Source organism: Bacillus carboniphilus, assembly GCF_039522365.1.
Classification (GTDB): domain Bacteria; phylum Bacillota; class Bacilli; order Bacillales; family JC228; genus Bacillus_BF; species Bacillus_BF carboniphilus.
The window spans coordinates 223,701-244,382 of sequence record NZ_BAAADJ010000021.1; the positions used below are offsets into that span (position 1 = coordinate 223,701).

Genomic DNA, 20,682 nt, shown 5'->3' on the forward strand with positions numbered 1-20,682 from the left:
ATTTAACAGTGTATGGAGGGATTGTTCATGAAAAGCACAATTAGGAATAAAGAAATGAGCCCCGAAGACGCAATATCACTCCTTGCCGAAAGTGACACATTACTAGTGGGGGGATTTGGTCTTTGTGGTACACCCTTTACACTAATTGATGCCATTGCTCGTCAAACAAAGGCCACCAATTTGACAGTCATCAGCAACAATTTGGGTGAATCTGGAAAAGGACTTGGCAAGCTTCTCCAAACAGGTCACTTAAAGAAAGCGGTAGGATCCTATTTTACGTCCAATCGAGATGCCGTCAAAGCATGGAAAAATGGTGAGCTTGAAATTGAATTGATTCCTCAGGGAACACTCGCAGAAGCCATTCGAGCAGGTGGTGCAGGCATTGCTGGATTTTACATTAAAACAGCAGTTGGTACACAGCTTGCTGAGGGAAAAGAAGAAAAGGTTTTTAATGGGGAACGGTACATTTTAATAGAAGGAATTCGTGCGAGAGTGGCACTTATTAGAGCATGGAAAGCCGATACTCTTGGTAATTTAATATATTCGAAGTCTGCAAGAAATTTTAATCCAATGATGGCAACTGCTGCTGATTTAGTCATTGCTGAAGTAGATGAAATTGTCCCGGCGGGTGAATTTAATCCGGAATTAGTGGTGACACCACATAACTATGTCGATGTTTTAGTAACGAGCAGATATGAAAAATTGGGTGGTGTGTACGTTGAAAGAAATGGATCAGAATAAAATTCGGATTGCCAAACGAATTGCTCAAGAATTGGAAAGCGGAATGGTAGTCAACCTAGGGGTTGGGATACCGACGTTAATACCTGATTTTTTGAGAGATGATCAAGGAGTGTTTTTACAATCAGAAAACGGAATGCTTGGAATGGGTCCAACGCCTCCGGAGGATGAGATTGATATGGACTGTATTAGTGCTAGTAAACTCCCTGTGACATTGGAGGACGGGGCTTCTATTTTCTCGAGTGCTGATTCATTCGTCATGATTCGAGGCGGTCATATTGATGTAGCTGTACTTGGTGCCCTTCAGGTAAGTGAAAAAGGAGAGATAGCGAACTGGGCCGTACCAGGTAAAGATATTTTGGGTGTAGGTGGGGCGATGGATTTAGTACCAGGAGCTAAGAAAATCATAGTCGCTATAACTCATGTTACAAAAGATGGACTCCCCAAACTTGTTCATGAATTAACCTATCCTACCAGTGGAATAAGGTGTGCCGAGTTAATTGTTACAGAGAAAGGTGTTTTTTCAGTAAAGGATGGCATTTTATTATTGGAAGAAATTGCGGAAGGTACCTCGATTGAGGAAATTAGGGAGTCGACTGAAGCTACGTTCCGTGTCGCAGAACACTTAAAGCAAATGCCAGTTTAATAAAGTCAGAGAATAGGAGGTAAAAGGGAATGGATTTTAGATTTTCAGAAGAAATTGAAATGCTTCGTCAGGGAGTAAGAGATTTTGTTGAACATGAAGTCGAGAAGGTTGCAATGGAAATTGAGGAAAACGATGAAATCCCGGAACGCATTGTGCAAATGTCAAAAGAGTTAGGGTTATTTGGTTTAGGCATACCGGAAGAGTACGGTGGTCTGGGACTCGATATGGTTGGAAAATGTGCCATCTATGAGGAATTAGGTAAGACACATAACGGCTATACGACTCTAATCGGTGCACATACTGGTATCGGATCGGTTGGGATTGTCGAGCTTGGAACAGAGGAACAAAAGAAAAAGTACTTACCGAAAATGGCCAGTGGCGATTGGATTGGTGCGTTTGCCTTAACGGAGCCAAGTGCGGGCTCTAATGCGGCAAATTTGAAAACGAAAGCCGTTAAAAAGGGTGATAAATATATTATTAACGGTTCAAAGCACTATATTACGAATGCTGTGGTAGGGAATGTATTCACGGTTATGGCTGTGACGGATCCGGAGAAAGGTCCAAAGGGGATTACCTCCTTTATTGTAGAAAAAGATTTCCCTGGTTTTCAACTAGGCTCAGTTGAAAGGAAAATGGGATTGCGTGGGTCTCATTCGGCGGAACTATTTTTTGAAGACCTGGAAGTCCCTGCAGAAAATGTATTAGGAGAAGAAGGAAAGGGTTATGTAAATGCACTGAAAATTTTAGCAAACGGTCGTGCAGGTTTAGCAGCTCGAAATTTAGGTTCATGTGAAAAACTTTTGGATATGAGTATGGAATTTGCCATGCAACGTGAGCAGTTTGGAAAACCCATTTATGAACAACAAGCAGTTCAACATATGTTAGCAGATATGGCCACTGAAATAGAGGTTCTACGCTCCATTACGTATAGAGTTGCCTGGATGAGTGACCAGAAAATGAGAGTTGTGAAAGAAGCAGCTATTGCTAAGTTGTATGGCTCTGAAGTATATAACCGAGTAGCTGATTTAGCCGTACAAATCCATGGAGGCATTGGGTATATGAGAGATTATCCAATTGAAAGATATTATCGAGATGCGCGAATTACGAAAATTTATGAAGGAACAAGCCAAATACAAAAAAATATCATTGCGAACGAATTGAAACGGGAACGCAGGTAGGAGGTGTCAGAATGAAGAACGTAGTGATTGTAGACGGTGTAAGAACAGCCATCGGACGTATGGGTGGAGCACTAAAGGATGTAGAAGTGGACATTTTGTCTGAAGTCGTTATGAGAGAGGTCTTAGAAAGGACTGGGATTGAAGGGCATGAGGTTGACCATGTGATATGGGGTCACGCCAAGCAAAGCTCTGATCATCCTAATCTAGCAAGATTGGCTGCATTACGTGCTGAGATCCCAGTGGAGGTTCCTGGTTATACCGTACACAGACAATGTGCATCAGGACTACAGGCGATATTAAATGCTGTTCAAGAAATTATGTGCGGGAACGCTGAGATAATACTAGCTGGTGGGGCGGAGAGTATGAGTACAGCGCCATATTATTTAAGGCATGCTAGATATGGATTTGGTGCTGGGAACGGAGAAATACTTGATCCTAATACAGAGAGCCAACCCAGAGCTCAACCAATCGAAGTGTACGGCAATTTAACAATGGGGCTCACAGCTGAAAACCTAGCTGACAAGTATAAGATTAGTCGAACGGAACAAGATGAGTTTGCCTTATTAAGCCAAGAAAAGGCTGCTGCAGCCATCTCTAATGGTCTATTTAAAGAAGAGATTGTTCCTGTAAAAGTAAAACAGAGAAGGGAATCCGTAATCTTTGACCAAGATGAGCACCCTAGAAAAACCTCTTTAGAAAAACTTAACCAGTTAAAAGCTGTATTTAAGGACGGTGGTTCCGTAACAGCTGGAAACGCGAGCGGTCGAAATGATGGAGCTTCAGCTATACTGGTTATGTCTGAGGAAGAAGCATTAAAACGTGGGTTGAAACCACGTTTAAGATTTGTCTCTCAGGGAGCGGCAGGAGTTTCTCCTGACATTATGGGAATTGGCCCTGTGCCATCCACCGTTAAAGCATTAAAACAAGCAGGTTTATCCATCAATGATATAGATCTCATAGAATTAAACGAAGCCTTTGCAGCTCAAGCTTTGGCAGTCATTAAAGAATTGAAAATAAATATAGAACGATTGAATGTCAATGGTGGTGCAATTGCACTTGGACATCCCATTGGAGGAACAGGGGCCATATTAATGACAAAACTCATGCATGAGATGGAGCGTAGAGGTAGCCGATACGGACTCGTCACTTTATGTATTGGTGGTGGCCAAGGACTCTCGGCAATTGTCGAAAATGCAAGGCTGTAGAAGGAGGAGGAATCCGATGAAGAAACCGAAAATTCTTCAAATTCTATCCATGTATCATAAAGAGGGAGAACGGATTTTAGCAGAAGGTGCGGATATAAGGAAAACGAATGAAACAGACCCCGAGAAACTGGCTAAAATGGTAGGAGATGTGGATGGAATTGTTCTTCGTGCTCCTGCTCGGGTAACAAAGGAAATCATAGATGCTGCTCCTTCCTTAAAGGTCATTTCGGGTGCGGGCGTTGGACTCGATAACATTGATGTAAAATATGCTACACAAAAAAGCGTGATGGTCCTACATGCTCCTTCTGTTAACCGGGTTTCTACAGCTGAGCATGCTGTCATGCTTATCATGGCGCTCAGTAAATCTCTTGTTCCATTTCATCAAGCCATGACACAAGGAAACTATGACTCTAGGATGTCACTAGAGTCTCATGAATTAAAAGGTAAACGAGTTGGAATTGTAGGCTTCGGAAGCATTGCAAAAGAGGTAACAAAGAGGTTAAAGTACGGATTTGAAATGGACGTAACGGTTTGGGTTAGACAATTCAATGAAACTAAGCATGGATTAGCACGTGAACTAGGTGTTGATATCACAACAGACATAGACCATTTATTTAAAACATCAGATTTTATATCCCTCCATATACCTTATTCTCACGAAACAAAACGCTTCATTCATAAACATCACTTTCAGCTTATGAAAAAAACAGCCTACCTGATTAATACGGCTCGTGGCGCGATTATCAATCATACTGATTTATTCGAGGCACTAGAGACGGGGCGAATTGCTGGTGCGGGACTTGATGTCTTTGACCCTGAACCGCCACCCAAAGATTCTCCTCTATTGACTTTACCCAACGTAATTTTGACTCCGCATGTTGGCGGGACCACCGTTGAAAGTAATTACCTAACCTCTACGACTGTTGCTAAAAATGTATTAAAAACATTAGCGGGTGAGAAGCCAGATTATATTGGGAATCCAGAAGTATTAGGCAAAATGGAGGAATCAAATGATGAGAAAGTATAAAATCGCACTTATCCCGGGGGATGGAATTGGTGTGGATGTTCTTCGGGAAGGGACAAAAGTGATGGATACCATTTGTTCTCTTGGTGGTGGAGTATCCATTGAATATAAGGAATTCGACTGGAGCTGTGAATATTACCTAAAGCACGGAAGAATGATGCCAGAGGATGGACTTGAGAGATTAAAAGACTTTGATTCTATCTATTTAGGTGCCGTAGGATATCCTGGGGTACCTGACCATGTTTCATTATGGGGGCTATTGCTACCTATAAGGCGCCACTTCCAGCAATACATAAATATTAGGCCAGTAAAATTACTGAGAGGAATAACGTCGCCACTTGCCAATCGAGGCCCGAATGACCTTAATTTCATGGTAATCCGCGAAAATAACGAGGGTGAATATTCCAATATAGGTGGCAGGATGTATGAAAATACTCCAATGGATATGGCCATTCAAAATAGTGTTTTTACCAAACATGGGGTGGAACGAGTGTTGCGGTACGCGTTTCAGTTGACACAAGAAATGGGGAAGCGTCATCGATTAACAGCAGCAACGAAGTCAAATGGAATTAACCATACGATGCCTTTTTGGGATGAATACGTTCAAAAAATAAATAAGGAGTATCCTGATATTCAAACAGATATTGTCCATATTGATGCCTTATGTGCTTATTTTGTTTCAAAGCCAGATTCCTTTGATGTCGTTGTAGCATCTAATTTGTTTGGTGATATCTTAACAGATTTAGGAGCAGCGATTGTGGGAGGCATGGGAATCGCACCTTCCGCTAATATCAATCCTGAAAAAAACTATCCTTCGATGTTCGAACCTGTTCATGGTTCAGCACCCGATATTGCAGGTAAAGGGATCGCTAATCCAACTGCAGCCATTTGGTGTGCCAGTATGATGCTGGAGCATCTTGGGGAAGTGGAATTAGCTCAGGAAATAATGGAAGCTCTTCAAATCGTTTTAGAAGAAGGAAAATGGGTCACCCCTGACCTTGGTGGGTCTGGAACAACGGTTGAATTCGGAGATGCTGTTTGTCATGCATTAAAGGAGCTACGATAAGGGAGTAATCATATAAGTCCAGTGTTGAAAGGGAGATGAACGATGTCACACAAAGCAGACATCCTCATTGTTGGTGGAGGAGTCATTGGTTCGAGTATTGCCTATAACCTATTAAATGATGGATATACAGGAAGGATAGTACTTTTTGAGAAGGATGGACTCTATGAATATGCATCGACCCCAAGAAGTGCTGGTGGGTTCAGACAGTTATTTACGACTCCAGTCAATATTCAACTCAGTCGTTATAGTTTACAAATCTATAAAAATTTCAAACAAACAATGGCTATAGATGGAGAAGAAGCAGAAATTGACTTTAAACAAAGAGGCTACCTTTTGCTGGCCACTGAAGAAATGATGCCTTTTTTTGAAAAGCAGCTGACTCTACAACATGCGCATGGTGTGCGTTCGCAGCTTTTGCAATCAAAGGATCTGCTGCCTATTATTCCAGAACTTACAACCGATGACTTAGCTGGTGGTCTATATTGTCCGGAAAGTGGTTATTTAGATCCGTACTCTGTGATGCAAGGATATATCAAGTACTCAAAGAAACTGGGTGCCGAATATGTGTATGAAGAAGTAGATAGCCTTTTACTAGAACAAAAAGAAATAAAAGGGGTCCGATTGACAAGTGGTGAGGAATATCATGCTCCTGTTGTCGTGAATTGTGCCGGTGCTTGGGCCTCCTTGTTAAGTGAAAAAATAGGGTTATCCCTTCCTGTTGTGCCTCTTCCACGCCAGATTTTCCAATATGACGTAGAAAAGCAACTAGAAAAGCCATTACCACTAACGGTTGACCCTACCGGAATCTACTTTAGACATGAAGGTGAAAAATATATAGCTGGATTTTCAGAGGATACCAAACCGAGAATAGACTTTAAATGGAGACGTTCCACCTTCGAGGAAAAGATATGGCCGACACTCGCTCATCGGGTAAAAAACTTCGAAAGAGTAAAGGTCGAAAGAGGATGGACAGGGTTATATGACTACAACACAGAGGATCAAAATGCAATCCTAGGACAATACCCAGAAGTAAAAGGATATTACGTAGCCTTCGGATTTAGTGGACATGGCATGCAACAAGCACCAGCTGTCGGAAAAGGATTATCCGAACTAATCCGAACAGGTAAATACGAAACACTAGACCTGACCCCGCTTAGAGTAGAGCGATTCGCGGAAAATCAACTCGTCAAAGAAGACGCGATTATCTAATCGATACAAAAAAAGGAGGACTACTATTGCTATTTATCAGTGCGGATGACCAAAGAAAAGCTCTATCCATGCAAGAAGCCATTGACGATGTCGCCATTGCATTAGGAGAATCATCAAAAGGAAATACACAAACACCCATCAGAACCACCATCTCTATTGACAAAAAGGAAGCAACCTCCCTATTCATGCCTTCTTTTGTCGAGGCAACCAAAAGCCTAGGAATCAAAATAGTCTCTGTTTTTCCACATAATCAGAAACTAGCCAAAAATACAATCAATGGTGTGATGCTAGTCGCAGATGTAGAAACCGGGGAACCCCTGGCATTAATAGAGGCTTCCTACTTAACCGTTTTTAGAACAGGTGCTGCTACTGGCTTAGCTACAAAACATCTAGCAAGGAAAAATGCAAAAAGATTAGCTGTTATCGGAACAGGTGCTCAATCCTGGGGTCTTATTAAAGCCGTAAAAACAGTAAGACCAATTGAAGAAATTGTTTTATATAATCGAACTGTACAAAAAGCTGAACAGTTAAAAGAAAAACTTAAAAGTGAGTACCCGGATACTCAAGTTATTGTTGCTGAAAGTAGTAGGCGGGCCGTATACAGAGCAGATGTTATAGTAACGGCCACCAATTCTAGCGAACCAGTTATTAGTGATCCAGTTTCAGCAGGGACACATATTAACGCAGTGGGTTCATTTCGACCTTCCATGCAAGAGATTCCGACTGGCGTTATGAAACAATCCCACAAAATAGTGGTGGAATCGAAAGAAGCAGCGCTCGAAGAAACTGGTGATTTAATAATTCCAATCAGAGAGGGGGTGCTCTCTCCGAAGGACATATATGCAGAACTTGGTAACATTGCCCTTGGAAAAATAGCAGGCCGTGAAAATGATCAAGAGATTACTGTCTTTAAGTCTGTTGGATTAGCAGCGATGGATGTTGTCATGGCTAAAGCAATCTATGACCGTGCTGTTTCTTTAAACTTAGGAACAAAGGTCCCGTTTTAAGCGCATATTTGTTTATTGTACTTCCTGTTGTCGACACCAGTAGGTTATTAGATTTCTGAATATTCAATCTAGTAAACGAAGGAAAGGGAAGGTGAAATGATGAAAGACAGTCAGGTTCTTTGGACGACAAGACTTGGATTTATTTTAGCAGCCATGGGGATGGCCGTTGGTACAGGGAATATATGGAGGTTCCCACGAATGGTCGCCGAGCATGGTGGTGGATCATTTTTAATAGGATGGGCCATATTTTTAATTCTTTGGTCTTTACCTCTCATCATGGTTGAGGTTTATATTGGTAGAAAAACAAGAATGGGGACAATGGGGTCCTTCAAAGAATTCATTGGTAAAAAGTTTTCATGGTTTGGTCCCATTATAACGATTGTCCTAGTTGGTATTACTTTTTATTACTCCGTTGTTGTAGGGTGGACTTTTAAATATTTCTACTTAGCTTTAACGGGCACATTTACAGATGATGTGGATTCAAATCAGTTATGGGAAAGCTTTACCAGTAACTCAGTGGAGCCAGTCTTTTTTCACTTTTTAGCTGTTGCTTTAACTGGCTTAGTAGTATTTATTGGTGTTACTAAGGGTATTGAAAGAATGTCAAAAATCTTTCTACCTATGCTATTTATCCTTCTTATTTTTACAGCGATTCGATCGATTACTCTACCAGGTGCAATGGAAGGATTAAGCTATATGTTCACCCCACAATGGGAGTACTTAGCAAAGGCATCAACCTGGCTAGAGGCATTATCTCAGTCAGCGTGGTCTGTTGGTGCTGGTTGGGGGTTATATGCTACTTATGCGATCTATACAAGAAAAAGAGACGATATTGCTCAAAACTCTTTGACAGCAGGACTCGGAAACAACTCAGTTGAATTACTAGCTGGGTTAACCATTATTCCTGCTATTTTTGCACTAGCTCCATCTCAAGAGTATATTGCCCAAGCTACTAGTTCTGGAAATACAGGAATCACTTTCATCTACATGGTGGAACTGTTAAACGTAATGCCGCAAACGTATATTTTCGGAATTGCTTTCTTTGGAGCATTGGCGTTTGCTGCCTTCACATCTCTTGTAGCCATGGTAGAGTTAATTACTCGTAACTTTTCTGACTATGGAATTCCAAGAAATAGAGCTGTCATCATTGCTGCCGGACTCATTTTTGTGGGAGGTGTTCCTTCTGCGTTAAGTATGGCGGTCTTTAATAACCAGGATTGGGTATGGGGAGTAGCCCTATTACTTTCATGTCTTCTTTATGCTGTTGCAGCCATTAAATATGGTGTAGAAAAAATGCGTGATGACATTAACGAAGTAAGTTCTATGAAAGTTAACAATTGGTGGGTATATTCCATTAAATATGTCATACCTGTGTTGTTTGTTATTACTACTGGATGGTGGATTTATCAATCTATGACATGGTATCCAGATACATGGTGGAAGCCATTTGAGGAGTTTAACGTCGGAACAATTGTGTTCCAATTAGGCCTCGCCTTCATAATTACGCCATTGTTGTTGCGCTTGAACCATAGATTAAGAAGCTCTGTGAAAGAGGAAGGGCTATCAGATTCTGAAACATTTGACTTAAACTCTTCCAATGATATTAAAGGGGGCATGTAAATGGGACTCTCAGCGATTATCATGATGATTATAATGCTCGGTGGTTTTTTTGGAAGCTTCGGATATATGATTTATCGAACAATCAAAGCGGACCGGTAAATCAAAAGCATTTTTTAAATAGATGAAAAGTGCCAATGTGGCACTTTTCATTCTTATATAAGCTTTCAATGAAAGGGTGATGATATGTCGAAAGTCATCATTGTCGGAGCAGGTATTATTGGGTTAAGTAGTGCCTATTTTTTAAAGAAAAGAGGAATGGAGGTCGTCCTGATTGACAAAGGAGTGCCAGGTGGCGCGTGCACTAGTGGAAATATGGGTTGGGTAGCACCATCATTGTCTGAACCTGTGCCTGCTCCAGGTCTTGTGAAAACGTCTTTGAAATGGATGTTAAAAAAAGATAGTCCTCTTTATATTAAGCCTACAGCTGTTCCCTCTTTATCAAACTGGTTATTTCAGTTTTGGAAGTTTTGTAACAAAGAGTCATACAAGGCTAGCTTTCAGGCAGGTCTTGAATTAAATAGGAAGACTCTTCAACTTTTTGATGAGCTTGAGGAAACCGAGGAGATTCATTTTGAATCCTACCGAAAGGGACTTTTGAATCTCTTTTTGGATGAAAGCTCAATAGAAAAACGAATAGAGGAACTAAAGCCTGCCCAACAAATTGGAGTCCCTAAACCGGAAGTGAAGACAAGAGATGAGTTAATAAAAATGGAACCAACTATTTCTGAAAAGGTTAAAGGTGGAGTGTATTTACCTGCAGAACGACATGTTCGACCAGAGTCGTTTAGTAAAGGTCTTCACGATTGGTTAATAAACAACGGAGTAACAATTTTACAAGAATATGAGATTACTGATTTTGTTGTTAAGGGAGGTAGCATTGCTGCTGTTAGAACGGGTAACGAATTGTATGAGGGAGATGAATTCCTCGTTTCTGCCGGGGCATGGGTAGGCTTGTTAATGAAAAAAGTAGGAAAGCATTTACCAATTACAGCTGGAAAAGGATACAGTTTGACGATTTCTTCACCATCCTTCAACATTCAACAACCTGTATATCTTGGAGATTCAAAAGTAGCGATCAGCCCTTTTAAAAATGCCATTCGGATAGGTGGTACCATGGAGTTGTCTGGAATCAATACACACTTTGATGAACGAAGACTCTCTAATATACGACAATCCTTTAATCAGTACTTCGGCAAACCAATCAGTGGGAAGGAGCAGAAATGGGTGGGGATGCGCCCAATGACACCAGACGGACTACCTGTACTTGGGAAACTAGAAGGCTATGAAAACCTTTATGTAGCTACTGGCCATGCAATGAGTGGAATAGCTATGAGTTTAGCTACTGGAGTCATTATGTCGGAGCTAATAAGCGAGGGTAAAACAGATATACCGATTCAGCCGTTCGCTCCAGAACGTTTCAGCTTGAAGGGGAATACTGCAGGAAGTGGGAAAGAAAAGACTGTGGTGAGTTAGTTTGTTATAGATAGATTGGAGGGAGTCTAGGGTGATTCATCGATATGAGGTTGTCATTGTTGGTGCAGGAACAGCAGGAATGTCTGCGGGGATGTTTTTGGCTAAAAAAGGGGTTAAAACACTTCTTATAGACGCTTTTGATCCACCTCACAACCAAGGAAGTCATCATGGTGATACGAGAATTATTCGTCATGCATATGGTGAAGGCCGTTTCTATGTGCCGTTAGCTCTACGTGCCCAAAGTCTATGGGAAGAACTTGAAAAGGAGTCTGGTGAGACTTTATTTTTACAAACGGGGATTCTTGGAGCAGGAAATACAGATTCTCCTTTTATTAAGGAAACAGTTAAAAGTGCCAAAGAATATGATTTACGCCTTGAAGTAATGAATGCAGAAGACATTCAAAAGCGGTGGTCTGGTATACAATTGCCGGAGGACTTTATTGGATGTTTTGAACCTAATTCGGGCATTTTATTAGCTGAAAAATGTGTAGCTGCTTTTCGGAAGCTTGCTTTACGTTATGGGGCTGATTTATGGACTTATACGAACGTCGAGGCTTTGAAGTCCCAAGAAGAAGGTATTGAAATCAAAACGAATAAGGGGAAGGTGTATGCGGATCGATGTATTGTTACAGCTGGTGCTTGGACTAGTCGGTTATTACATACTCTTGAAATACCACTAACACCTACCCGAAAAACCGTTTCGTGGTTTGAAGCAGATGAAACTCGATTTAATGCAAATGTCTTTCCAGGTTTCTTTTTTCAGCTTCCTACCCAAAGCTACTATGGGTTCCCTTCCATTGACGGGTGTGGAGTTAAGCTTGGGCGGATGGATGGTGGACAATCGATTGATCCTGATAACATGAATCGAACTTTTGGTGATTTTGAGGAAGACGAGGGAGATGTACGTGGATTTCTTCAAGAATATATGCCAGCAGCTGCAGGTAAATTAAAACAAGGTAAGGTTTGTATTTTTACCCGAACACCTGATGAACATTTTATTATGGATACTCACCCCGAATACAAAAATGTACTCATTGCCGGAGGGTTTTCAGGGCATGGATTTAAATTTGGCAGTGTAATGGGTGAGATTCTTTCTAAATTGTCTCTAGGAGAGGCTATTCCATTTGATTTGTCTCATTTTAAGCTCGGAAGGTTCCTGAACAAAGAGAAAAAGAGCAGGCTCTAGCGTACTAGAGCCTGTTTTGAATTTACTCTTAAAATGGATTTCCCGGTACAGTCCCACTTACGGGATAGATTCTTTTGATCTTTCTTTGCTCTTCTAATAGACTGCACAGCTGTTCTTTAATTTGTTTCGATTGAATGGTTTCATTAGATGGGTTAGCCAAATTAACCCTTTCACAAGGATCTTTTGTTATATTGTACATTTCGAATTCGTAGTTCACAGGTTCTGTTTTGGTTGTTGTCATACTAATCGTTGTCATTTGAGTAGGGGTAAGGGGAACCTGTGCTTTTATAGTTGATTGCTGATCCTCCTGACCTGGTTTGCTCCAAAATTGGGGGTTATCAAAATAACGAGAGAGCTTCCAGACTTCTTTTTCTTTGTGCTCACCAGTTTCTAATCTCGTAATAACCGTTTCAATATGATTGGGTTGGATGACTGCCTCATATGGTTCCCCCGTTACCGTTACTTGATTACTCCCTCTAGTAACTTCATCATCACTCATAAAATAAATAGTATCTGTTTGGTCTATTTCTTTTCCATAAACAATAGGAGTGAGATCTTTACCGACAAGCGGGTGTACCTCCGTATGGTCCTTTCTTAATTCATCTTGTACACTGTCAACCTTAATTCCTGCTAATCCAAGCATGGTTGGAACGATATCCACATGACTAGTTAACAGATTACTTGTGACAGAAGCGGGGAAAAGCTTAGGATTATGGATGATAAAGGGAACATGAATTGCCTCTTCATATGCATTATGCCACTTCTGAAATAATCCACCATGTGATCCTAATAAGCTGCCGTGGTCAGCAGTGAAAAGCACAATTGTATCTTCATAAAAACTCGTTTCTTGCAGTGCTGTAAACACTTTAGCCAGCTCTTGATCTACCTGTTTATGCAAAGAGTAATAGAGTTGACGATAGAAGAGGGTGTCTTTAGTTGGTTGGAAGGCTTTTTGGTAAGCGTCGCGATAACTCTTTTGGGCAACTGGCTTGGTTTCTAGTGATTCACTAGAGGTCGGAGCTTCTTGGATAAAAGGAACGGAAGAATCTATTTGAAAATCAAAGGTTGGTAAATCTTTCGTTAATTCTCCATAAAGGGTGATATCATGTGGGTTTACAAAAGAAGCTACAATCAGCCAAGGCATGTCAGGTGATGATGGTTTTTCCAGTTCTCCTAGTAATTCAACTACCTCAGCAGCATAAACTTGATCCCGTCCAGAAATGCCTGCTGCAGCAGATGAACCCGAATTATGCGGAGCTTGTCCATGGGGTTCTGGTCCTATCCATCCTGTGAATCCATATGAATCTAGTTGATTAGATTGTTTGTACATCTCCTCATTTGCACGATTAGGAATTCCTGTTGTTCCGTTGAAAGAGAGGAGTGCATTATGAGTGCCTGGTATCAAAATGTCTTCATCCGATAAATGCCATTTACCTTTCCAATAGGTTTGGTATCCCGCTGTACGAAAATAGTCTCCCAATGTCGGAACCGTACTGGGATGTAGCCAAAAGCTGTCTGGATCAAACGCGCCTTTAGCAGCTCCAGTCGTTTGGGTTACACCATGTAAAGAAGGATACTGACCTGTATATAACGTCGTTCGACTAGGTGAACATGCTGTACTCCCTGCGTAGTGGTTTAAAAATTCTATACCGTTTTTCCTTAACGCCTCTTGTGTTACTAAATGCTCCTTTCTCCACGACTTTAATTCACTCGTCTCATATGTGGTGGGATAACGTTGTTCATCGACCATTAAAATAAGGAAGTTGGGACGTTTTTTCTTTTTACCTAACGGATTGAACAAATAGATTCCTCCTTTCTCGATATAACAATATATGCAAAGAGAGCTAGGAAGATTGAACTAAATTTCCAATAGTCGAATCACTCGTGAATCCTCAATTCTGATTACTAAGAAAAGTGTAAATTTTCTAAATACAACTTGACAATTTCTAGTCTGTGCGATATCTTACTGAATAACAGTAGTATGATGTTGAATCCTTTTGTCGTTTGTATAACGTTATATTATTTTTATTAAAAACAATGGATATCTATTATTCATCGCTCATTATTGTAAGCGCTTTACTATTACGCAACATGACATGTACTCACTTGGTAAACACCTATTATTGGAAGAATTTTCAATCCGGAAATTCCTGTCCCTTTATGCATCTAGAACCCTATACATATGAAAAATAAATAAATATACGTTTATTTATCGTCACACAATTTACTTTACATAAACGAGGTGGGAGAATGGGCGATACTGTACAATTTTTAGTTACTGGATTAACCATCGGAAGCATTTACGCAATCGTGGCTCTTGGATTTGTAACGATTTATAGTGTTACAAAGGTCATTAACTTAGCTCAGGGTGAGTTCGTTATGCTCGGCGGAATGACCATGTTTTCTTTGACTCATGCTGGAATACCGTATTTTTTAGCATTCCTACTAACAATCCCTATAGTAGTGGTCATAGGTTGGCTCATAGAGTTTGTGATTGTTAAGCGGGCAAAGGGTGCTGACCCTATTAGCGTCATTATCCTAACAATAGGAATTGCAATCCTAATAAAAGGGGTTGCAAGTATGGTTTGGGGGAAAGATTCAGTAAAGGTAGAACCTTTTACAAATGATGCCCCATTGAACATTTTTGGAGCAGCTATTACACCACAGAGCATATGGGTTATGGTGTTTATGCTTGTAATTGTAGCTGTACTTTATGTGTTAATGGAAAAGACTATGGTAGGTAAAGCATTTAAGGCGTGTTCTATTAATCCTTTAGCCGCCAGACTCATGGGGATTAGTCCGAATGTGATGTCTTCCTTATCGTTTGCACTAAGTGCGGGACTTGGCGCGTTAGCTGGACTCGTTATTAGTCCGATTCTCTTCCCAGCCTATGATATGGGTCTAATGCTTTCAATCAAAGGATTTTCTGCAAGTATTTTAGGTGGTCTTGGTAGTGCGCCTGGTGCTGTAATTGGTGGGCTTTTATTAGGCGTTATTGAATCTCTTGGTGCTGGGTTTATCAGCTCGGGTATGAAGGATGCCATTGCTTTTGGTGTCGTTTTAATTCTATTACTAATTAGACCATTCGGTTTATTAGGTGAAAAGAACGTTGGAAAGGGAGGCTTGTAAATGATACAAAAAGGCGTTCAACAGATGAGCTGGAAAGGTGTAGCTTTCTTCAGCCTGTTCATACTAGTCCTTCCATTTATCTTTTCTTCTTCCTTTTATTTAACCAAGGCTACATTCGCAGGGATTTATACGATAGTAGCTGTTGGATTAGGGTTACTCATGGGGTTTGCTGGTCAAATCTCATTAGGTCAAGCTGCATTCTATGGTGTAGGAGCCTATTCCACTGCCGTTTTAACAGGTACTTACGGATTAAATCCATGGCTTACTCTAGTAATCTCGATTTTAGCGCCAGCTGTCATTGCCTATATTTTAGGTCATACAATGGCTAGACTTCATGGATATTATCTAGCTATGGCTACGCTGGCATTTGGAATTATTATTCATGTGCTATTAGTAGAGTGGAAAGCAGTTACGAAAGGTGCGTCTGGTTTTTATGGAATTCCCAAAATAGAAGTGTTCGGATTTTCTTTTACTCAAGGATTATCCTACTTTTATCTCGTGTGGGGAATAGCGATTTTAGTCATTATCCTATCCCTAAACATCATCCACTCCAGAATAGGCCGTGCCTTACGTTCTATCCATGATAGTGAGATTGCTGCAAGTTCTATGGGCGTAGATACAGGTAAATACAAAATGCAAATTTTCATTTTAAGCTCATCACTAGCTGGCTTAGCTGGATGGTTATTTGCCCATATGTCTTACAGTATTTCTCCAGGTTCTTTTAGCTTAGATCATTCTATTTTGTTTCTCGTTATGGTTGTATTAGGAGGATCTACTAGTGTTTGGGGGCCAGTGTGTGGAGCCTTTCTCATAACAGCGATCAATATTGTCGTACATACATTGGGTACTCATTTTTCCTTTATTACGAGTGATTTTGAACAAGTCTTGTATGGGCTTATTCTAATACTAGTTGTGATTTTTCTGCGTAAAGGCTTTTTCCCTACGGTTGCACCAATTTTACAAAATTTAATGAAAAAGGGGCAATCTAAACAGTCTTCAGTACAAGCTGAGGCCGAAAAGGGGGATCAACATGTCTAACCTACTCGAAGTGAAAAATGTAACCAAACGGTTTGGTGGAGTTGTTGCAAATAAGAGTGTTTCCTTTAGCGTTGAAGAAGGGACCATTACAGGATTAATTGGTCCGAATGGTGCTGGAAAAAGTACGTTGTTTAACATGGTTTCTAGTGTCTTTCCTCCAACATCCGGTGAAATTTGGTTTAGCAATCAACGAATAGATTCCATGCAGTCCTATAAGATTGCACCTCTTGGAATATCTAGAACGTTCCAGAATTTACAGGTTTTTAAAAACATGACGGTATTAGAAAATGTCATGATTGGCTTACATACGAGAACAAAATCTGGGATTCTATCGGCTGCTTTACGTTTGCCACAGACGAATAAAGAAGAGAAGTTCATATACAAGAAAGCAATGGAATATTTACGATTAACTGAAATAGATACCCTGGCTGATACACTTGCAGGGAGTTTACCCCTTGGAAAACTTAGATTACTAGAGTTAACCCGTGCCTTGGCAACAGAGCCTCAACTGTTGTTACTGGATGAGATTGCAGCAGGACTGAATCATCAGGAGACTGCTGAAATGAGTAAGCTAATTCAGAGGATTAACCAAAAGGGAACTACCATTTTTGTAGTAGAACATGATATGGATTTGGTGATGTCCATCTGTAATAAAGTCATTGTATTAGATCAAGGAGAAAAAATTGCGGAAGGCACACCAAAAGAGATTCAATCTAATGAAAGAGTGATAGAGGCTTACCTAGGTACAGATGAGGAAGAGGTGACCCAAGTTTGAACAGAATGTTAGAAGTTCGTGATGTTTCCTTTAGTTATGGTCCTATTCAGGCATTAAAGCAAGTTGCTTTTCATGTAGATAAAGGTGAAATTGTCGCTATGCTGGGAGCCAATGGAGCAGGAAAAACAACTTTGCTCAAGAACATTTCAGGGTTACTAAAACCATCTAGTGGGATAATTCAATTTAATGGTGAAGACATTACACCGCTTGAAGCGGAGAAAATTGTTCAAAAAAAGCTCATTCAAGTTCCAGAACATAGGCAAGTATTTAGTACGATGACGGTGTTAGATAATCTGTATCTAGGCGCATATCATCACTACAAAAGTACAGGGAAGAAAGAAATAGAGGAAGAAGTGGAAAAGGTATTTTCCTTGTTTCCTATTTTAAAAGAACGTAAAGATCAATTAGGTGGAACCCTCTCAGGAGGTCAACAACAAATGCTTGCCATTGCTAGATCTATAATGGCAAAACCTGATCTATTATTACTAGATGAACCATCATTAGGGTTAGCTCCTCTTATTGTGAAGGAAGTCCTGCAGTACGTCAGAAATATGCGTGATGAATTCGGAGTCACCGTTTTGTTAATTGAACAGAATGTAAACGCTTCCCTAAAAATAGCAGATAGAGGATATGTCATGGCTCATGGTTCCATTATCAAAGAGGGAACATCTGAATCCTTATTAAATGATACAGAAGTAAGAGAGGCATTTTTGGGGCACACATTGAATTAACCGCGGAAAACCCGCGTTTAAGAATAATTTAGTAAGACGAGGGGGATATGACATTGAAGAAGTTTTCTGTATGGTTTGCAGTACTACTTTTAGCCATTGGTCTAGCTGCTTGTTCTAGTTCAGAATCTGGTGGAGATGGTGATGCAGAGGTTTACAAAATTGGAGCCATCTACTCTAACACAGGTCCTGGAAGCCCGCTTGGTGTACCAGAATGGAATGCTACTAAACTATTGGTAGAACAAATCAATGAAAATGGCGGAATTAACGGAGTAAAGCTGGAAGTCATTTTAGCTGATGATGAATCCACACCGGAAAAAGCCATCGAAGAAATGAACCGCTTAATTCACGATGAAAAAGTGTTAGCTGTTCTCGGAACAACAACAAGTGGGCCTTCCCTTGCAATGAAAGGGATTGCTATGGACAATCAAGTCCCAGTCATTTCTGCTGGTGCTAGTATTGATATTGTGACACCTGTTGAGGAATCTACATGGGTCTTTAAAACACCACAATCAGATGCTCTAGCTGTAGAGCGTGTTTACATGTACCTTCAGGAAGAAGGAATGACAAAGGTTGGGATTCTGGCTGACTCTAACGCATACGGACAAAGTGGAGTACAGTTGTTAGAAGAACTACAGGATGACTTTGGAATTGATATTGTTGCAAATGAATCGTATAACACAGAAGATGCTGATATGAAAACGCAGCTTACGAAAATCAATAGCTCTGGTGCAGAGGCTGTTATTGTATGGGGAACAAATCCTGGTCCTGCAATTGCAGCTAAAAATATGAAAGAGCTTGGCATGACGATTCCTTATATTGGAAGCCATGGTATTGCCAATCAATCGTTCCTTGACTTAGCTGGTGATGCAGCGGAGGGCGTCGTAATTCCGACAGGTAAGTTATTATTCCCAACTCAAATCCCAGAAAGTGATCCACAATTTGAAGTCATTAGTAAGTTTTATGATGACTACACAGCTGAGTTTGATAGTGAACCAACGAACTTTGGATCTTATGGTTATGACAATATTATGTTAATTGTGGAATCATTAGAAAACGGTGCAACTGACCGTGAATCAATTCGTGACTATCTAGAAAACAACATCAAAGATTTTGTGGGTGCAACGGGTGTGTTCAATTTCAGTGCTGAAGACCATAACGGATTAACCGCGGACAGTTTAGTACTCGCTGAAGTAAAAGATGGTAAGTGGACATATAAAGAGTAACCTATATTTATTAAAAGTAAGGTTAAAATGCATTCATCTACATCAGATGAGTGCATTTTACTTCATATCGAGGTGTGGAAATATGAGAGACGCTATAATAGAAAGAGTAACAGCTGATCCTTATGCGAAAAGCTTAGGAATTGAGATTGTGAAAGTAGAAGAAGGTTTGGCAAAAGTAACGATGACGATTCAAGAACACATGCTCAATTTTCACGGTGCAGCGAATGGTGGAGTCATTTTTTCACTAGCCGATGTAGCATTTGCCATCGCCAGTAATTCTTACGGTCAAACTGCAGTAGGAATCAATGTTAATATCAATTATATGAAGGCAGGGATGGTAGGAGACATATTGACTGCAACTGCAACCGAAGTATCCAAGAATCCTAAATTAGGATTATACCGGATGGTGGTCACAAATCAGCATGGAGAATTTATTGCTTCCGCTGATGGAATGGTTTATAGGAAGAAAGAGCTGTTTGGGTAAAACATAAGTCATGGTAGTTCGATAAATTTTAAAATAGGGTGGGGAGAACTCTCTCCATCCTTTTTCAATTTTCCGATAGGTTATTTAATGAATATGTCGGGAGTGCTTTATACTCATTACCAAAAATATCTATCTTAAGGTAAAATTAGGATAAGCTAACGAATGGAACAAAATTGATCATTAACTTTAAATTGAAGTAGTTTCTGAAGACATGTAACCTAATCAATAGGACACTAAGGGGGAAACGAACATGACCACTGAGTTATCGCAACAACAACGAGAGGAATTACTCCAAGTATTGAAGAACCGCTTTGAAAAGAACATGAACCGCCATGAAGGTTTGGAATGGGCCAATATCCAAGAAAAGCTGGAAGCAAATCCAGAGAAACTGTGGCCGCTTTATGAAATGGAAAGAACGGAAGGGGAACCAGATGTAGTTGGTTATGATGAAAAGACAGACGAATACATTTTTTATGACTGTTCAAAGGAAAGTCCAAAAGGTCGTAGAAGTGTTTGTTATGACCGTGAAGCCCTGGAAGCTAGAAAAAAGCATAAACCAGAAAATAGCGCTATAGATATGGCAGCAGACATGGGCATTGAAATGTTATCAGAAGAACAATATCGGAAGTTGCAGACACTTGGTAATTTTGATTTGAAGACGTCGAGTTGGGTACAAACACCCGCTAATATTAGAGGACTCGGCGGAGCCCTTTTTTGTGATCGGCGATACGACACTGTCTTTGTGTACCACAATGGAGCAGACTCTTATTATGCTGCCCGAGGTTTCCGTGGTTCGCTAAAAGTTTAATCTTGTATTAAAAGCTCTGAATTTAATATTCTGAGCTTTTTTCTTTGTGCGCCCAGCATGGGTGCAATCTATAGGGTGCAAGTCCCGAACTGTGAAGGCAGAAGTAGCAGTAGCTTAACGCAAGGGTGTCCGTGGTGACGCG

Annotated in this window: 19 protein-coding genes; 18 read left to right on the top strand and 1 reads right to left on the bottom strand. The window is 40.5% G+C overall.

Annotation, left to right across the window (positions count from 1 at the left end; genetic code table 11):
* Positions 1-27 precede the first annotated feature (27 nt).
* The 11 genes from ABDZ91_RS11170 to solA all read left to right on the top strand — a co-directional run bounded on the left by ABDZ91_RS11170 (position 28) and on the right by solA (position 12,352).
* Positions 28-741: a CoA transferase subunit A gene (locus ABDZ91_RS11170; RefSeq protein ID WP_343798983.1), complete on the top strand. Its 714-nt coding sequence runs from the start codon at positions 28-30 to the stop codon at positions 739-741.
* Positions 728-1,384, top strand: a complete 657-nt coding sequence (locus ABDZ91_RS11175) for a 3-oxoacid CoA-transferase subunit B (protein WP_343799025.1) — start codon at positions 728-730, stop codon at positions 1,382-1,384. Before ABDZ91_RS11170 ends, ABDZ91_RS11175 begins: the two co-directional genes overlap by 14 nt.
* Positions 1,385-1,413: 29 nt before the next feature.
* On the top strand, positions 1,414-2,562 hold the full coding sequence (locus ABDZ91_RS11180) for an acyl-CoA dehydrogenase family protein (RefSeq protein WP_343798985.1): 1,149 nt from the start codon (positions 1,414-1,416) through the stop codon (positions 2,560-2,562).
* Positions 2,563-2,573: 11 nt separating this feature from the next.
* Positions 2,574-3,767: a thiolase family protein gene (locus ABDZ91_RS11185; RefSeq protein ID WP_343798987.1), complete on the top strand. Its 1,194-nt coding sequence runs from the start codon at positions 2,574-2,576 to the stop codon at positions 3,765-3,767.
* Positions 3,768-3,783: 16 nt separating this feature from the next.
* Entirely contained in the window at positions 3,784-4,794 is a 1,011-nt protein-coding gene (locus ABDZ91_RS11190; RefSeq protein WP_343798989.1) for an NAD(P)-dependent oxidoreductase, read from the top strand.
* The gene (locus ABDZ91_RS11195) at positions 4,781-5,857 is read left to right on the top strand and encodes a tartrate dehydrogenase (protein ID WP_343799027.1); all 1,077 of its coding nucleotides are present in this window, start codon (positions 4,781-4,783) and stop codon (positions 5,855-5,857) included. The genes ABDZ91_RS11190 and ABDZ91_RS11195 overlap by 14 nt, the downstream gene beginning before the upstream one ends.
* A gap of 42 nt (positions 5,858-5,899) precedes the next feature.
* Entirely contained in the window at positions 5,900-7,066 is a 1,167-nt protein-coding gene (locus ABDZ91_RS11200; RefSeq protein ID WP_343798991.1) for an NAD(P)/FAD-dependent oxidoreductase, read from the top strand.
* A gap of 26 nt (positions 7,067-7,092) precedes the next feature.
* On the top strand, positions 7,093-8,073 hold the full coding sequence (locus tag ABDZ91_RS11205; RefSeq protein WP_343798993.1) for an ornithine cyclodeaminase family protein: 981 nt from the start codon (positions 7,093-7,095) through the stop codon (positions 8,071-8,073).
* Between the two features lie 96 nt (positions 8,074-8,169).
* Positions 8,170-9,693, top strand: a complete 1,524-nt coding sequence (locus ABDZ91_RS11210) for a sodium-dependent transporter (protein ID WP_343798995.1) — start codon at positions 8,170-8,172, stop codon at positions 9,691-9,693.
* Positions 9,694-9,876: 183 nt separating this feature from the next.
* On the top strand, positions 9,877-11,166 hold the full coding sequence (locus ABDZ91_RS11215; RefSeq protein WP_343798997.1) for an NAD(P)/FAD-dependent oxidoreductase: 1,290 nt from the start codon (positions 9,877-9,879) through the stop codon (positions 11,164-11,166).
* A gap of 31 nt (positions 11,167-11,197) precedes the next feature.
* Positions 11,198-12,352, top strand: coding sequence for an N-methyl-L-tryptophan oxidase (gene solA, locus ABDZ91_RS11220; RefSeq protein WP_343798998.1), 1,155 nt, complete (start codon positions 11,198-11,200; stop codon positions 12,350-12,352).
* Positions 12,353-12,380: 28 nt separating this feature from the next.
* On the opposite strand, the gene ABDZ91_RS11225 is transcribed toward solA, so the two are convergent.
* The gene (locus ABDZ91_RS11225; protein ID WP_343799000.1) at positions 12,381-14,153 is read right to left on the bottom strand and encodes a sulfatase family protein; all 1,773 of its coding nucleotides are present in this window, start codon (positions 14,151-14,153) and stop codon (positions 12,381-12,383) included.
* A gap of 449 nt (positions 14,154-14,602) precedes the next feature.
* On the opposite strand from ABDZ91_RS11225, the gene ABDZ91_RS11230 reads away from it, so the two are divergent.
* From ABDZ91_RS11230 to ABDZ91_RS11260, 7 genes are all read left to right on the top strand, one after another.
* Entirely contained in the window at positions 14,603-15,481 is an 879-nt protein-coding gene (locus ABDZ91_RS11230) for a branched-chain amino acid ABC transporter permease (protein ID WP_343799002.1), read from the top strand.
* Positions 15,482-16,519 carry a branched-chain amino acid ABC transporter permease gene (locus ABDZ91_RS11235; protein ID WP_343799004.1) on the top strand — a complete coding sequence of 346 codons (1,038 nt, stop codon included), beginning with the start codon at positions 15,482-15,484 and terminating at the stop codon, positions 16,517-16,519.
* On the top strand, positions 16,512-17,294 hold the full coding sequence (locus tag ABDZ91_RS11240; RefSeq protein WP_343799006.1) for an ABC transporter ATP-binding protein: 783 nt from the start codon (positions 16,512-16,514) through the stop codon (positions 17,292-17,294). Before ABDZ91_RS11235 ends, ABDZ91_RS11240 begins: the two co-directional genes overlap by 8 nt.
* Before the next feature lie 5 nt (positions 17,295-17,299).
* Positions 17,300-18,025, top strand: coding sequence for an ABC transporter ATP-binding protein (locus tag ABDZ91_RS11245; protein ID WP_343799028.1), 726 nt, complete (start codon positions 17,300-17,302; stop codon positions 18,023-18,025).
* A 47-nt stretch (positions 18,026-18,072) separates the two neighbouring features.
* The gene (locus ABDZ91_RS11250) at positions 18,073-19,248 is read left to right on the top strand and encodes an ABC transporter substrate-binding protein (protein ID WP_343799008.1); all 1,176 of its coding nucleotides are present in this window, start codon (positions 18,073-18,075) and stop codon (positions 19,246-19,248) included.
* A gap of 82 nt (positions 19,249-19,330) precedes the next feature.
* Positions 19,331-19,732, top strand: a complete 402-nt coding sequence (paaI, locus tag ABDZ91_RS11255) for a hydroxyphenylacetyl-CoA thioesterase PaaI (RefSeq protein WP_343799010.1) — start codon at positions 19,331-19,333, stop codon at positions 19,730-19,732.
* 250 nt (positions 19,733-19,982) lie between these two features.
* Positions 19,983-20,540 (top strand): DUF4256 domain-containing protein, encoded by a 558-nt coding sequence (locus ABDZ91_RS11260; protein WP_343799012.1) that lies wholly within the window; start codon positions 19,983-19,985, stop codon positions 20,538-20,540.
* The last annotated feature ends 142 nt before the right edge of the window (positions 20,541-20,682 follow it).